The sequence below is a fragment of the Pantoea sp. Taur genome (assembly GCF_009830025.1).
Lineage (GTDB): Bacteria > Pseudomonadota > Gammaproteobacteria > Enterobacterales > Enterobacteriaceae > Pantoea > Pantoea communis.
Map to the genome: position 1 here is coordinate 144,552 of NZ_SZZZ01000003.1, position 15,148 is coordinate 159,699.

16 protein-coding genes are annotated in these 15,148 nt (G+C 54.2%); 15 read left to right on the forward strand and 1 reads right to left on the reverse strand.

Features of this window, described 5'->3' with window-relative positions; translation table 11 throughout:
- The 11 genes from FD744_RS05290 (at nt 1) to FD744_RS05340 (ending at nt 9,646) form a co-directional block, all read left to right on the forward strand.
- On the forward strand, nt 1–1,035 hold the full coding sequence (locus FD744_RS05290) for a GlxA family transcriptional regulator (protein ID WP_160867569.1): 1,035 nt from the start codon (nt 1–3) through the stop codon (nt 1,033–1,035).
- 406 nt (nt 1,036–1,441) lie between these two features.
- Nucleotides 1,442–1,603 (forward strand): hypothetical protein, encoded by a 162-nt coding sequence (locus tag FD744_RS05295; protein ID WP_155287984.1) that lies wholly within the window; start codon nt 1,442–1,444, stop codon nt 1,601–1,603.
- A gap of 187 nt (nt 1,604–1,790) precedes the next feature.
- Nucleotides 1,791–2,846, forward strand: a complete 1,056-nt coding sequence (locus FD744_RS05300) for a nitronate monooxygenase family protein (protein WP_160867570.1) — start codon at nt 1,791–1,793, stop codon at nt 2,844–2,846.
- A gap of 145 nt (nt 2,847–2,991) precedes the next feature.
- The gene (locus tag FD744_RS05305) at nt 2,992–3,426 is read left to right on the forward strand and encodes a RidA family protein (protein WP_045815588.1); all 435 of its coding nucleotides are present in this window, start codon (nt 2,992–2,994) and stop codon (nt 3,424–3,426) included.
- Nucleotides 3,427–3,428: 2 nt separating this feature from the next.
- On the forward strand, nt 3,429–4,103 hold the full coding sequence (locus tag FD744_RS05310) for a DUF1028 domain-containing protein (RefSeq protein WP_160867571.1): 675 nt from the start codon (nt 3,429–3,431) through the stop codon (nt 4,101–4,103).
- A 14-nt stretch (nt 4,104–4,117) separates the two neighbouring features.
- Nucleotides 4,118–5,269, forward strand: a complete 1,152-nt coding sequence (argE, locus tag FD744_RS05315) for an acetylornithine deacetylase (RefSeq protein ID WP_160867796.1) — start codon at nt 4,118–4,120, stop codon at nt 5,267–5,269.
- 230 nt (nt 5,270–5,499) lie between these two features.
- A complete protein-coding gene (locus tag FD744_RS05320; protein ID WP_160867572.1) occupies nt 5,500–6,648 on the forward strand; it encodes an ABC transporter ATP-binding protein in 1,149 nt (382 codons plus the stop codon).
- Nucleotides 6,649–6,651: 3 nt separating this feature from the next.
- Nucleotides 6,652–7,647, forward strand: coding sequence for an NAD(P)H-quinone oxidoreductase (locus FD744_RS05325; RefSeq protein WP_160867573.1), 996 nt, complete (start codon nt 6,652–6,654; stop codon nt 7,645–7,647).
- Nucleotides 7,644–8,258, forward strand: a complete 615-nt coding sequence (locus FD744_RS05330; protein WP_160867574.1) for a glutathione S-transferase N-terminal domain-containing protein — start codon at nt 7,644–7,646, stop codon at nt 8,256–8,258. The genes FD744_RS05325 and FD744_RS05330 overlap by 4 nt, the downstream gene beginning before the upstream one ends.
- Nucleotides 8,259–8,270: 12 nt before the next feature.
- Nucleotides 8,271–8,720: a type II 3-dehydroquinate dehydratase gene (locus FD744_RS05335; protein ID WP_160867575.1), complete on the forward strand. Its 450-nt coding sequence runs from the start codon at nt 8,271–8,273 to the stop codon at nt 8,718–8,720.
- The gene (locus FD744_RS05340) at nt 8,717–9,646 is read left to right on the forward strand and encodes a glyoxylate/hydroxypyruvate reductase A (protein ID WP_160867576.1); all 930 of its coding nucleotides are present in this window, start codon (nt 8,717–8,719) and stop codon (nt 9,644–9,646) included. The genes FD744_RS05335 and FD744_RS05340 overlap by 4 nt, the downstream gene beginning before the upstream one ends.
- Before the next feature lie 6 nt (nt 9,647–9,652).
- On the opposite strand, the gene FD744_RS05345 is transcribed toward FD744_RS05340, so the two are convergent.
- Nucleotides 9,653–10,615, reverse strand: coding sequence for a LysR family transcriptional regulator (locus tag FD744_RS05345; protein ID WP_045815580.1), 963 nt, complete (start codon nt 10,613–10,615; stop codon nt 9,653–9,655).
- Between the two features lie 344 nt (nt 10,616–10,959).
- Between FD744_RS05345 and FD744_RS05350 the strand changes: the two genes are divergently transcribed.
- The 4 genes from FD744_RS05350 to FD744_RS05365 all read left to right on the forward strand — a co-directional run bounded on the left by FD744_RS05350 (nt 10,960) and on the right by FD744_RS05365 (nt 15,105).
- The gene (locus tag FD744_RS05350; RefSeq protein ID WP_058961376.1) at nt 10,960–11,991 is read left to right on the forward strand and encodes an ABC transporter substrate-binding protein; all 1,032 of its coding nucleotides are present in this window, start codon (nt 10,960–10,962) and stop codon (nt 11,989–11,991) included.
- 64 nt (nt 11,992–12,055) lie between these two features.
- Nucleotides 12,056–12,910 (forward strand): ABC transporter permease, encoded by an 855-nt coding sequence (locus FD744_RS05355; protein ID WP_097119146.1) that lies wholly within the window; start codon nt 12,056–12,058, stop codon nt 12,908–12,910.
- Between the two features lies 1 nt (nt 12,911).
- Nucleotides 12,912–13,730: an ABC transporter permease gene (locus FD744_RS05360; protein ID WP_160867577.1), complete on the forward strand. Its 819-nt coding sequence runs from the start codon at nt 12,912–12,914 to the stop codon at nt 13,728–13,730.
- A gap of 124 nt (nt 13,731–13,854) precedes the next feature.
- On the forward strand, nt 13,855–15,105 hold the full coding sequence (locus FD744_RS05365) for an NAD(P)/FAD-dependent oxidoreductase (protein ID WP_160833881.1): 1,251 nt from the start codon (nt 13,855–13,857) through the stop codon (nt 15,103–15,105).
- The last annotated feature ends 43 nt before the right edge of the window (nt 15,106–15,148 follow it).

A 15,148-nucleotide genomic window follows, 5' to 3' on the forward strand; every position in this document is an offset into this window, starting at 1 on the left:
ATGGACAATTATCCCAATCCAGCCACTGACGAACCGACATTGCCGCTGCGACCTGACATTCGCATCGGCTTTGTGCTGATCAACAAGTTCACGCTGCACTGCGTGTCAGAACTGATCGAACCCATCCGCTTTGCGGCGGATGTGTCTTTCCTCAGTCGTCAGATTTTCTGTCAGTGGGAGTGGATGAGCTGTGACAATCAGCCCGTGACATCCAGCTGTGGCTTGCAGATTACGCCAACCGCGCCTTTTAACCTGGACGATCAGTGGGATTACGTGGTGTTTGCCGGTGGCCTGCTTGATGAGACGCGCGATTCGCCTGCGTGGCTGCTGGAAGCGATGCGGTCACTGCAGGCGCGGCGTATCCCCATTATTACCCTTTGCAGTGCCACCTTTATGGCGGCCCAGGCTGGCTTGCTGGAAGGCAAGAAGTGTGCGATTCACTTTACGACGCGCGATGAATTTCGACAGCGCTTCCCTTCGGTGACGCCGGTGATCGATCAAACCTACCTGAGTGACGGCGGGGTCATTTCCTGTCCGGTTGGCACCGCGCGCGATTTGGCCATGGATATCATCCTGCAGCATTGTGGTGAGTTGCGGGCGAAGAAAGTGCAGAAGTACCTGTTGATGGAAGAGAGTAAAAAGCGGCAAGTCTCCACAGCACGCTCCAGCATGGGCGGGGAGCTAAAAAACTATGATGATGAGCTGGTGAAGCGCACCGTTGCGTACATGCAGCAGCATCTGTCTTCGCCTGAGCCGTTGCAAACCCTGACGCATGCCATGCAGATTAACCTTCGTCAGCTGAACCAGGCATTTTTGCACAGCACCGGTGATACCGCAGCCGTTCACTGGCGTAAAATGCGGCTGGAGCATGCGCGAAAATTAATGACCAGCAGTAATGTGAGTATTAACAGTGTCGCGAAATCATGCGGTTTTTCTGATGCTTCACATCTTATTTCCTGGTTCCGAAAACAGTATGGTGAAACGCCCGCCGATTATCGCAAACGACGGCGGGATGTTGAAAGATTAATTCAATAACCCTCACTTTTTTGATGTAAAGCCCACACGCTATCAATGCGGAGTGGGCTTTATTATTTTCACTACTCGACTGAATTTCAAAGCGTGAGATTGGGTATAAAGAAAAACATCAATCATGTCCCATTTCACAAAAATAAGAAAAGGATATGAATGAATTGTTAATTAATTATATCATTGATAATATGGGTGTTTGTCTGGTGGCGGGTGATAAATATTATATTGATGTGAATTTTCATATTATTTCCACTTTGGTGTCAGGTTGACCAACATTGCGTGCTGGTGCAATTATTCCCTTACGAATTCACGGATATACTGTGAGGCTGAAATGAAAGGGTCAACCTGTAATCTGATAGCGCGCACGGCACTCCCGCATAAGGCATATGGAAGGCATCGCGCCAAAGGAAGTGTGAAGAAAATTGATGTGATATTCTGCGCGGTAAGTAATGGCATCATTGAAAATTCCTACATCAAACCGGGTAAAAGCCTGTTGCGTCTCGGCAAAGCGCTGTGGAATTTAATTGCCGCGCCCAATGCAAAAGATGAAGAGAAACGTAAATTCAATTATTAACTCTCCAGAGGGCGCAACTAGCCCTCTCTGTTTATCTCCTGCGAATTAGTCTCATTCCCTCGTTTGGTTTACCGTTCTACGTTGCACGCTGTGCTGTTGAGGTTCCTGGTCCAAATTTTGGGTTGATTTCTCTGCCGCAGAAGGGGAATTTAGCTGTGCCCAACTGCAAAATCAAAGGAATAGCAACATGACGAACGCCCTGTGTCAGGCGCTTCAGCTGCAATACCCGCTTATTCAGGCACCGATGGCGGGCGTCTCCACCCCTGAAATGGCCGCCGCCGTCACCAATGCCGGTGCGCTAGGTTCTATCGGTGTGGGGGCCTCCACTCCCGAACAGGCAGCGGTGATGATCGCGCAAACGCAGGCGCTCACCCGAGGCCCCATCAACGTCAACCTCTTTTGCCATGCGCCAGCGGTACGCGACGTTGAACGCGAGCAGGCGTGGATTAATCGCTTTGCGCCGTTGTTTGCGCGTTATGAAGCCGAGTTACCTTCGACTCTCTCGGAGATCTATCAAACCTTCCTGAATAATGACGCGATGCTCAACGTGATTGAGCAGGCGGCGCCGGCAGCAGTGAGCTTTCATTTTGGCATCCCTTCTTCGGCAGTGATTCAACGACTCAAGGAACGTGGGATCGTGTTGCTGGCCACCGCGACCAGTGTGGCAGAAGCATTGACCATCGCGCGCAGCGGCATTGATTTCATCGTGGCGCAGGGGATTGAAGCAGGCGGGCATCGCGGGCATTTTGATCCTCAGGCTTTCGACCATCAAATGTCGACCTTCACCCTGGTGCAGGCGATCCGTCAGCAAACTTCGCATCCGGTGATTGCGGCGGGTGGCATCATGGAGGGTTCAGGTATCGCTGCCATGTTGCAACTGGGCGCAAACGGTGTGCAGTTGGGTACCGCCTTTGTGTTATGCCCGGAATCGGCGGCAAACGCGGCGTATCGCGCGGCAATGAAACAGGCCAGTGCAACCGGCACCGAACTTACTGCTGCGATTTCTGGACGTCAGGCGCGCTGTCTACGCAATGATTTCTGCGATTTTAGTCGTGACTTCGCCACCAGTGATGTACCGGATTATCCGTTGACCTATTCGCTGGGCAAAGCGCTGGCCGCAGCCGCTGCGGCGAAACAGCACCACGGCTTTGGCGCGCAGTGGGCTGGGCAGGGAGCGGCGCTGGCACGTGAAATGCCTGCGGGTGAGCTGGTGTCATTGTTGATGAATAAGTGGCAAAGCTAACGAAAACTATCTGCCATTCATGGCAGATAGCCATTGATTCACTGGATTAGGATTTTCAAAACCAACACCTCGGTTAATGCTGTTTTGTCTGCTGCGCGTCGCGCGGTATACCTTGCGGGACATCCATTCATCTCCGCAGGCAGACATGAGCACACATACACGCATCCGCAAATTCAACACCAAAGAAACGTACCCTAACCAAAACCTCGACAACGATCTTTGCCAGGCTGTGCGTGCCGGGAATACCGTTTACGTACGCGGTCAGATTGGCACTGACTTCGAGGGCAATCTGATTGGGCTTGGCGATCCGGCTGCACAGGCCGATCAGGCGATGAAAAACGTCAAGCAGCTGCTGGAAGAGGCGGGCAGCGACCTGTCACACATCGTAAAAACCACCACCTATATTATTGACCCGCGTTATCGTGAGCCGGTTTATCAGGTCGTGGGTAAATGGCTGAAGGGTGTGTATCCGATCTCAACCGGACTGGTGATTTCAGGGCTGGGTCAGCCGCAGTGGCTGATGGAAATTGATGTAATCGCGGTTATCCCGGACGACTGGCAGCCACAAGCAGGAGCCTGATCATGACGTTATCGATTGTAGGACGCTGTGCTGAGACCGGGCAGATGGGTATCGCCATTAGCTCATCCAGTATTGCCGTCGGCGCGCGCTGCCCTTGGTTACGCACCCAGGTGGGCGCCGTTTCCACACAGAACATCACCTTACCGGCGCTGGGCCCGCGCATTCTTGACCAGTTGCAGCAGGGAAAATCTGCTCAGGCCGCCTTAGCCGCCGGGCTGGCGTCTGACGAATATCATCAATATCGCCAGGTCACCGTGCTGGCGGCTGATGGGCAAAGTGCCTGCTTCAGCGGAGAAAAAACCTTGGGAGTGAACCATGCTTTGAGTGGCGTGGAATGTGTGGCGGCAGGAAATTTACTCGCCAATACCGAGGTGATTGTCGCGATGGTTAACGCCTTTGAGCGGAGCGAGGGGCACCTCGCCGATCGCCTTCTGTGTGCCATGCAAGCCGGTATGACGGCGGGAGGCGAAGCTGGGCCGGTGCATTCAGCAGCACTGTCGATTGTGGCTGAACCTGTCTGGCCAATCGTTGACCTGCGCATTGACTGGACGGAGGCCAATCCTATCGATGAACTCAGCACACTGTGGCAGGCATATCAGCCACAAATGCAGGATTACGTGGTCCGCGCGTTGGATCCGACAAAAGCCCCCAGCTATGGCGTGCCGGGCGACGAGTGATGCAAGGAACTTCTATGGTGACCAGCCGTACGTTACTGGCTCAGTTGGTAGCCTTTGATACCACCAGCCGCGAATCCAATCTGGCGCTGATCGATTTTGTCTGGCGCTATCTGACCGATCTGGGTGTGAACTGCGAACTGATTCATAACGCTGAGCGCAGTAAAGCCAATCTTTATGCCAGGCTCGGTCCTGCTGGCAAGGGCGGTGTGATGCTCTCAGGGCACAGCGATGTGGTACCTGTGGATGGGCAAGCGTGGAGCGTTCCGCCTTTTGCGCTGACCGAGCGTGACGGTAAACTCTACGGGCGCGGCACCGCGGATATGAAGGGATTTATCGCCTGTATGCTGTCGGCCGTACCGCATTTTCTGGCACAACCTCTCACTCAGCCGCTGCATCTGGCGATCTCTTATGACGAAGAAGTGGGTTGCCTCGGCGTCAGAACCTTGCTGGATGCGTTAGCGCTGCGCCCGGAAAAGCCGGACATTTGCCTCATCGGCGAACCCACCGAGCTGCAACCGGTTTTAGGCCACAAAGGCAAACTGGGCATGCGATGTGAAGTGCAGGGCGCGGCGTGCCACTCTGCTTATGCGCCACAAGGCGTGAATGCTATCGAGTACGCAGCGAAATTGATTCATCGACTAACCGAGATGGGTGAGCGACTGGCTGCTGCGGAAAATCAGGATGCGCGTTTTGATCCGCCTTATACCACCGTGCAAACCGGCGTGATTCAGGGCGGGCGGGCGCTGAATATTGTGCCTGCAGAATGTAGTTTTGATTTTGAAGTTCGCACCTTACCCAAAGATGATGCGCAACAGGTAGCAGACGAACTGGAGCGTTACGCACAGCGCGACCTGTTGCCCCGGATGCAGGCCGTCAATCGCGACACGTCGATTCGTTTCACATCTATCAGTGGTTATCCCGGTTTATATACTGACGCGGAGAGTCCCGCAGCGCGTTTGATTGCGCACCTGACCGGTACCGACAGCTTTAGCACGGTGGCCTTTGGCACCGAGGGCGGCTTGTTCCATCAGGCTGGTATCCCAAGTGTGATCTGCGGTCCTGGCAGTATGGCGCAAGGGCACAAACCCGATGAGTTTATCAGCCTGGAACAGCTGACCGCCTGCGATGCCATGTTGAGGCGGTTAGCGGAGTGGATGTGTCTATGAAGTGACATTGTCACTCATTGCGCATACTTTTTGAGCCGCACCCTTCAGTTATCTTGTCCCTGTTTTCATCAATCACACACCAGGCTGAAGGGCGCGGTTATCAGGCCGCGCGCAGCCGATTTGCCTGCTTTAACTTTTCCAAACACCAGCTTCAGGAAGCACTAACCGCATGATGCACGCATTCACCGTATGCTGGTGTTAAGCAAAGATAGCCCGTTTCTGGAGAGTCCATGGTCAGTGCAGAAGTCACCCCGTTCCCGCAGCCCGACGTGCTGCATCCTGTAGCCAATAAAGCCAACGTTGCCGTGCAACTGGATGGCGTACTTAAACGCTTTGGCGATGCCATAGCGCTACACAAAATTTCGTTAACCATCGAAGAGGGTGAGTTTATTACGCTGCTCGGCCCATCAGGCTGTGGCAAAACCACACTACTGAACCTGATGGCAGGCTTCGCCGAAGCAGATGGCGGCGAGATCTTTATTGATGGTGATCTGGTCACCGAGATCCCCCCTTACCAGCGTGAAATCGGCATCGTCTTCCAGAACTACGCGCTGTTCCCGCATATGACCGTCGAGAAGAATGTCGGTTATGGTTTGCGCATGCGCGGTGTGCCCAAAACGGAAATCGCTGAGCGCGTGGAACAGGCATTAGCGCTGGTCAAACTGGCGGGCTACGGTCAGCGCAAGCCGCGTGAACTCTCTGGTGGACAGCAACAGCGTGTTGCCCTGGCGCGCGCCCTGGTGATTCGCCCGAAAGTGCTGCTGCTGGATGAGCCGTTTTCCGCACTCGATAAAAATCTGCGTCTATCGATGCAGGTCGAGTTAAAAGCGATTCAGCGCAAACTCGGCGTCACCACGGTATTTGTCACCCACGATCAGGGCGAAGCGCTGAGCATGAGTGACCGGGTAGTGGTGATGTCTGCTGGACACGTTCGCCAGATTGGTACCCCGGATGACATCTATCGCCGTCCGCAGGATCCTTTTGTCGCGGGATTTGTCGGCGATGTGAATATCTTGCCAGGCCATTACGCTGGCCGCGACAGCACCGCCGTTATTGAGCTAGGTGGCAATAAACTGCGTCTTCCGGCAGAGCGAGTAAATGCCCATGTGGGCGAACGTCTTGATGTCTACATGCGCCCAGAAAACCTGCAACTGGCCCCCCTAAGCCCACACTCCCTGTTCAGTGCCACAGTGATTACCCATGTATTCCAGGGCGATCATGTGGATGTGCATCTTGATGCACCAGCATTGGGCAGCGCGGCGTTATTTGCGCGCCAATCGGGACTCGATTCCCTGACTCGCTGGCCGGTTGGCAGTGTGGTGGGCGTGAGCGTTGATGATGAAGGTGTTTGTGCGTTTAGCGCGGCGAAGCAAGGATAATCGATGTTACCTGAAATGATGAACGCCGTAATAGCACGCCAGCCCGGCGGTCCTGAAGTACTGGCATCAGTCAGCCGTCCTGTGCCGCAACCGGCGGCTGGAGAAGTGTTGATTCGCGTCAGCTGTGCCGGCGTTAATCGCCCGGATATTATGCAGCGTAACGGTATGCCGCTACCGCCAGGCACCACCGATATTCTCGGGCTGGAAGTCTCAGGCACCGTGGTCGCACTCGGCGCGGGTGTCGAATACCCGAGAATCGGGAGCGCCGTGATGGCGTTACTCAACGGTGGCGGATACGCCGACTATTGTGTCGCGCGTGCCGAACTCTGCCTGAGCGTTCCGGATAGCTTGCCGTTGGATCAGGCCGCTGGCGTGCCGGAAGCCGCGTTTACCGTCTGGCACAACCTGTTCGAGCTGGGCCGTCTGCAGCCGGGTGAAACCGTATTGATCCATGGTGCTGCCAGCGGCGTCGGGACCTTTGCGATTCAATGCGCTCAGGCGTGCGGAGCAAAGGTATTCGCCACCGCAGGCGGTGCCGATAAAATCGCCGCGCTACAGCAACTCGGTGTTTGTCGTGCCATTGACCGACATCACGAAGACTTTGTTTCCGTTATTGAGGATGAAACCCAGGGCCGCGGTGTGGATGTGGTGCTGGATAACGTAGGCGGCGATTACGTGGCACGCAACCTCAGCGCTCTGGCACCCGGCGGACGCCACGTGAGTTTGTCGTTTATACAGGGGGCGAAAGTTGAGCTCGACTTACAGCTGGTGATGCGCAAAGGGTTAAGCCTGACGTCATCCACCTTGCGTCCCAAAAGCGCCGCAGAGAAAGCACGGCTGGCGCAGAACATCAGCAAACACCTGTTGCCACTGATGGCGAGCGGAAGGATTTCCCCGATCATTCATACGACACTACCGCTGGCACAGGCCGCCGACGCCCATCGCATTCTTGAAGCCAACGCCAACATCGGCAAAGTGCTGTTAAAGGTGGCGCCATGATGCAACTCTTCTACGCCAGCACCTCGGCGTATGTACGTAAAGTCATGGTCTGTGCGCAGGTGCTGGGGTTAGCTGACGCGATCGCGTGGCTGGATTCAGCCGCACACCCTATCGAACGGGATGAGCGCATCGCGGCGTTTAATCCTCTGGCGAAAGTGCCCGCATTGCGAACCCATCATGGACTTTGTCTGTATGACAGCCGCGTCATTTGTGAATATCTGAACACGCTGTCACAAGGCACGCTGTTCCCCGCAACCGGGGATGCACGCTGGCAAAGCCTGACAAGACAGTCATTGGGCGATGGCTTAATCGATGCCGCTTTATTGGCACGCTATGAATTTAGCGCGCGTCCGGAAGAGAAACAGTGGCAAAACTGGGCCGACGCGCAGTTAAAAAAAGTCACCGCCGCTCTGGCAGAAATCGAACGACAGGTTTCGCAATTCAGCCCGCAGCCTGATGATATTGGTTTGATTGCGATTGGCTGTGCACTGGGCTATCTCGATTTTCGTTTCGCAACGCTTAACTGGCGTGATAGCTATCCGCTGACTGCCGCATGGTTCGCTGGTTTTGATGCTCATCCGGCAATGGCCGCAACGCGTCCGCACGTTTAATCAGGAGTTTTCATGTCACAGCAAATCTATTTTCTGAATGGACCCAATGCCAATTTGTACGGCCTGGATAAAAACGGCACCTACGGCAGCGAGAGTTTTGTCAGCATCGGCGAACGTTGCCAGCGCCGCGCAGCATCACATGGCGTGGTATTGCACTTTCGTCAAAGTAACCATGAGGGCGTACTGGTCGACTGGATTCAGGAAGCGCGACAAAACGCCGCTGGGCTGATCATCAATGCCGCTGGTTTGACCTACAGCTCAGTGCCAATTCTGGATGCATTGCTGATGTTTGATCGCCCGATCATCGAAGCGCACATGAGTAATATCTGGAAGCGCGAGCCGTTTCGCCATCACTCCATGGTGTCCAAAGCGGCAACCGGTGTGATAGCTGGACTCGGCGTGTTGGGCTACGAACTGGCCATTGATGCGGTGGTTACGCTAATTAAGGCGGATGTGGCATGACAACCCTGGTGTTTTACAGCGAGTTTGACAGTTACTCCGAGTGGTCAGCACTGCTGGCCCCACATCTCCCCGGTGTCACAATTTGCCGCGCAGAGGAGGTTCTGGACGCCAATGACGTGCACTTCGCGCTGGCGTGGAAACCGCCGCACGGTTTTTTTGCCCCGTACCGCAATCTTAAGCTGTTGGTGAATCTCGGTGCGGGTGTTGATTCGCTGGTAGGTCGCGATGACCTGCCGGATATCCCGATTATCCGCCTGTCCGATCCTGATATGGCCAGGATGATGGCTGGCTATGTGCTGTTCGCGGTGCTGCGCTATGCGCGCGACATCCCGGCATTTGAACGGGCGCAACGCGAGCGGCGCTGGCACTACCTTCATCCTCGGGTGCCATCAAGCGTACGGGTTGGCGTGATGGGTTTGGGAGAGTTGGGGGCTTTTGCGGCGCAGGAATTAGCACGGCAGGGGTTTGCTGTGCGCGGCTGGTCACGCTCACAAAAAAACATTGCCGGTATTGAATGCAGCAGCGGGCTGGCATCGCTGGATGATTTCCTCAGTCAGAGCGACATTTTGGTCGTGATGTTGCCATTAACGCCGAGTACCACCGGTTTGCTCAGCCAACAACGGCTGGCACAACTGCCAAAGGGGGCGGCCTTTATCAATGTGTCACGCGGCGCGATTGTAGATCAGGCTGCGCTGACCTGCGCGCTACAATTGGGAGATATTGCCGAAGCTACGCTGGATGTGTTTGACCGCGAACCGTTGCCGCCGGAAGATCCGCTGTGGCGTATGGAGAATGTGTTAATCACCCCCCATCTGGCCTCGGTCGCCATTCCCGCCAGCGCAGCGTTACAGGTTGCTGAAAATATTCAGCGCGCCGCGCACGGGGAAGCGGTATTCAATCAGGTGTTCCCGGAACGCGGATACTAAGCGGGTTCAGGCCACGCGCACCACTTGCGGGTCGAAATAGCTCGGGGCTGCCATGCCCGGAATGTATTGATCGGAGATGAACATCTGGCAACGTTCGGCAAAGGCGTTCACCACCATGGATTGCTGGGTGTTAGCCATGGTGGCATAGCCGAGTTGCATCGGCTTGTTCACCCCCGCAAGGCGCACCCGGATCAGTCGTTTGCCATCCTGTGACAGGTGCGCTTTCGGGCGCACGTTGGCAATGCCAAATCCGACGCCGTTGGCCACCATGGCGCGTACCACTTCCATATTGCTCGAGCGCATCACCACATTTGGCGCCACACCCGCTTCACTGAACAGGCCGAGGAAATATTCGCGGCTCCATGGCATATCCAGCAACACCATCGGCATCGTTGCCAGGTCCTGAATGGTTACCGCCGATTGTGTCGCCAATGGATGATGTTCGCCCACCATCACATACGGCGGCAACTGCGCCAGGGATTTAAACGCCACGTCATTGGCCGGCACTAAATCATAAGTGAGGGCGATGTCGATATCTGCCGAGCGTAATTGCTTCAGCAATTGCTCGTGGTTGCCTTCGACGAGGGTGATACGCACGCCAGGAAATGCGCGACCAAAGCCAAACACCAGTTCCGGCGTCAGCATCGGTGCCAGCGTATCCAGACAGCCCACACGCAGAGGACCACGCACGTTGTTGAGTGACTCAGAGGCGATGGTATAGAGATTGTTCATCTGATCCAGAATCAGCTTGGCCTCTTTTAACACTTGATGACCAATAGCCGTCAGGGAGACGCCCTGCGCATGGTGACGCACAAACAGCTGCACCCCCAGCTCAGATTCAATATGTGTAATAGCTGCGGAAATCGACGGTGATGAAACGTGAATACGTTCCGAGGCACCAATAATGCTTCCGGCCTCACCGGACGCGACAAAGTATTCCAGCTGACGCTGGGTGATGCGACTGAGCATGCAGATTCTCCTGGGATCGCCGACGCGATCATGTCGCGCCAGTCATTCTAATAGTCCCGATGACCCTGCATTAATCATGCCAGAGGCCGGTTAACAGCATAATCGCCTGACCGCTCTTTCACGCCCATTCGCTTCTGCCTCATCACTGGTTAAGAAAATCCGTTGTAAAGCAGCGTCCTTTTTAGCCTCAGAAATTCTGATGCAAGGGCGAGGAAAAGGCTGTTTTACCGAATCACCTCGCGACGGCATTATCCCAGCAACACCAGAAGAGTCCGATAGCACTGTTTTGGTGCATCGCGTTTCACATTGCTGTTACAGCCATTTCATTCATTGGGGACGAGAATATGTTGCGTAAGATTTTTGCCTTAACGTTGCTGACGACGAGTGTATTAACTGCAGGTAATGCAATGGCCGCCGACAAGCTGATTGTCAGCACCTGGGGCGGCAGCTTTAAAGACCTGATTGATGAAACCATCGCCAAAGAGTTCACCAAAGAAACCGGCGTCGAGGTGCAGTTTGTCACCGGCGGCACCATTGATCGTTTGAACAAAGCCAAGCTGGCGGGTGGCACTCCGGAGACGGATGTGACCTTTACCACCGCGCACGTCGGCTATCTGTATGCCAACAGCGGCCTGTTTGAAAAGCTCGATATGAGCAAAATTCCTAACGCGGTGAATCTGGTTGAGCAGGCGAAGGTCAGCCCGTATCACCTTGGCGTGTGGGGCTATGTCTATACCATCGGCTATCGCCCGGATCTGGTACCGAAAGGTGAAACCTTCACCAGCTGGAATGACCTGTGGAAACCAGAGCTGAAGGGCACGCTGGCCCTGCCAGATTGGGACCCAAGCCATATCATTGCCGTTTCCGCCAAACTCTCCGGGGCTGATGCCGCACACTGGCAGCAGGGCGAAGCGAAGATGAAAGCGCTGATCCCGAACATCAAATCCTTCTATACCGATGACGCTAACAGCCAGCAGTTGATCTCCACCGGTGAAACACCTGTGCAGGTGATGCTGTCGATGAATGCCTACAGCATGATGGCCGAAGGGGTGAACATCAAACTGGCGATACCGAAAGAGGGTGCCATTTTGGGTGTGGACACCGTGGGCATCAACAAAGGGACCAAACACGCCGATCTGGCCTACAAGTTTATGAATATCGCGCTGAAACCGGAAATTCAGGAGCAGGTGGCGAAGATCTATCGTGGCAGCCCAACGGTGACCAACGCGCATATCGATCCAGAACTGGCGAAATTGCCTGGCATGTTGACCACGCCAGCGCAGTGGAATGCCACCATCAACACCGATCCACAACTGCGTGCCGAGAAAACAGCCGAATGGCGCCAGTGGTTCTCTGAAAACATCATGTCTCACTGATTGGTTCATCACGGGCGGCCACCAGGCCGCCCACAAGCAACACTTTATTCAGGCAGCAACGTCTATGACGAGAAAACCGACATTCTTACCCTGGTTCATTATTCCCGCCACACTGACAGCACTCGGACTGGTTGTGGCCATGTTCGCGGTGATGCAGTTTAGCGTGCGGGCTTATATTCCCGGTTCGCTCGACGTGGGCGGATTTACCCTGGCTAACTTTAACGGACTGCTGAAAAGCATTTACGCCGATGCTTTTATTAACACGGTGATGTTAAGTGCCAAAACCGCCATCTTTGGCTTGTTGATGAGTTACCCACTGGCCTATGCGCTGGTGCGCACGCGCACCACCTGGATCAAATCGACGATTCTGATTATTGCGATTACGCCGCTGTTTCTCGGTGAAGTGGTGCGTACCTACTCGTGGATTATCGTGTTGGGAAACAGTGGCTTCCTGAACAGCCTGCTGCTGGCACTCGGCATCATCTCAAAACCGATTCAGTTTATGTTCACCCAGAGCGGTGTGGTGGTAGCACTGGTGCACGTCACCATGCCGATCATGGTGCTGATGCTGGCCACGGCGCTGTCGCATATCAATCCTGACTATGAAAAAGCGGCAACCAGTCTCGGTGCCGGACCCGTTCGTACCTTATTGACGGTGACGATTCCACTATCGATCCCAGGTATCGTGGCCAGTCTGACCACGGCATTTGCCTGGACCTTTAGTGCCTTCGCCACGCCGCAGTTGATTGGTGGCGGACGCGTAAGCACCGTGGCAACCATGGTGTATCAGCTTGGTTTCTCGTCAATGAACTTCCCGTTTGCCGCCGCGCTGAGTATTGCCGGCTTGATTCTGACCATCCTGCTGCTGATGGCATTGAAACGCCTGACCCGCTTCCTGCACGCTATGGGAGAACATTAATATGACCCGTTCGATGAACGATAAACTGGTGACGCTGGCCGGACGTTTGCTGGTGGCCGCCATCCTCATTTTTGTCATGCTGCCCACCATTGTGGTGTTTATCTCTTCGTTCAGCAGCACTGCGGTCCTGTTTTTCCCGCCCAAAGGCTGGTCGCTGCGCTGGTTCGAGCGTGCGGTGAATTACGATGATTTTCGTCACGGCTTTTATTCCGGACTGATCGTCACCGCGTGGGCATCTTCGCTGGCAGTGATCATTGGTGCAACGCTGGCGATTGCCATTGAGCGCTATTCCTTTCCGTGTAAGCGCGTGCTGGAAGGCATTTTACTGTCGCCACTGTTTATCCCGCATTTCACTATCGGTTTAGGACTGCTGATGCTGGTCTCACAGCTGGGCCTCGGGCGCGGCTATCCGCTGGTGATTTTCTGCCATATTGTGCTGGTGCTGCCATTTGTATTGCGCAGCGTCTACGTTTCGCTCAAGAACCTCGAACAGCGTATTGAAATGGCGGCAGCCAGTCTGGGTGCTTCGCCACTGCGGGTCGTGTGGACCATTACGGTGCCGTTGATTTTACCGGGCCTGTTTGGTGGCTGGATGTTTGCTGCGATTCTCTCTTTTAATGAATTTACCGCGTCGCTGTTTATTACCACCCAGGCAACACAGACCTTGCCGGTCGCCATGTACAACTATGTGCGTGAATTTGCCGACCCAACGCTGGCCGCGCTGTCAGTGATTTATATTGCGGTAACGGCAGCCATGCTGGTTATTGCGAATAAGTTTTTGGGCCTTGGGAAGATATTAAACGTTGAAGCCCGCCACTAATCATGAACCTGTGCGCTTTGGTTTTACCGAAGCGCTGAATTAAAAATGCTTGCTTAGCGTTAACACGAACAATGATTACGATGATGAATAACCCATCGCGTTAAAATCTATTTAGGGATTCCACATGTCAGTAGAAAAAATTAATACCGTAATTGTCGGTGCAGGTCAGGCGGGCATTGCAATGAGTGAACATCTTTCATTGATGGGTGTCCCGCATATTGTATTTGAGCGTAACCGCATTGCAGAGCGCTGGCGTTCAGAGCGTTGGGATTCACTGGTCGCCAATGGCCCTGCCTGGCACGATCGTTTTCCTTCAATGAAATTCGATAATATTTCTCAGGAAGCTTTTCCTCCTAAAGAGCGCATGGCTCAATATTTCGAAGATTATGCCAAAATGCTCAATGCGCCGGTGCGCACTGGCGTTGAAGTGCATCAGGTTGAACGTCTGCCGGGACGTAGCGGTTTCAAAGTGCTGACCTCTATTGGAGAATTTGAAGCAGATAATGTGGTGGCGGCAACAGGGCCGTTCCAGAAGCCTTCATTCCCGCAAATCGTGCCGGACAGTGCCAACCTGCATCAAATTCATTCCTCTTCCTATAAGAATCCGCAGCAGTTGCCAGAAGGCGGCGTGCTGGTGGTGGGCGCGGGGGCGTCAGGATCACAAATCGCGGAAGAGCTGGGTAAAACGGGCCGCAAAGTCTATCTGTCGGTCGGCGAACATTATCGACCACCACGCTCTTATCGTGACCGAGATTACTGCTGGTGGCTGGGTGCTTTAGGCTTGTGGGATGAAGTGAAAATCAAGCCGAAAAAACAGCACGTGGCCTTTGCCGTGAGTGGCTATGAAGGCGGTAAAACGGTTGATTTTCGTCGTCTGGCTCATATGGGCATTACCCTGGTGGGTATTACTCAGCAATGGGATAACGGCGTGTTGAGCTTTGCTGATGGCCTGGCTGAGAATATTGCAGAAGGTGATAAAGCTTATTTCGACGTACTACGTGATGCCGATGCTTATATCGAGCGTAATGGTCTGGATCTGCCGCTGGAGCCACAGGCCTGGGCATTATTATCCGATCCAGACTGCCTGATTAATCCTTTAACGAAATTAAACCTGGCCGAGGCCGGTATCACCTCTATTATCTGGGCGACAGGGTTTAAATTTGATTTTAGCTGGTTGCAGGCGGATGCATTTGATGAGAAAGGCGTGCCTTTCCATAAGCGTGGTATTTCTGCGGAGCGGGGTATTTATTTCCTTGGTTTACCGAATCTGGTGAATCGCGCCTCCTCCTTTATTTATGGTGTGTGGCACGATGCAAAATATATTGCCGATCATATCGTGCTACAGAATGCCTATACCGACTACGAGAAATCGTAAGTTATCTGTGTGTGTATTTGCGTGATCGCAGGCGGCTAAATGT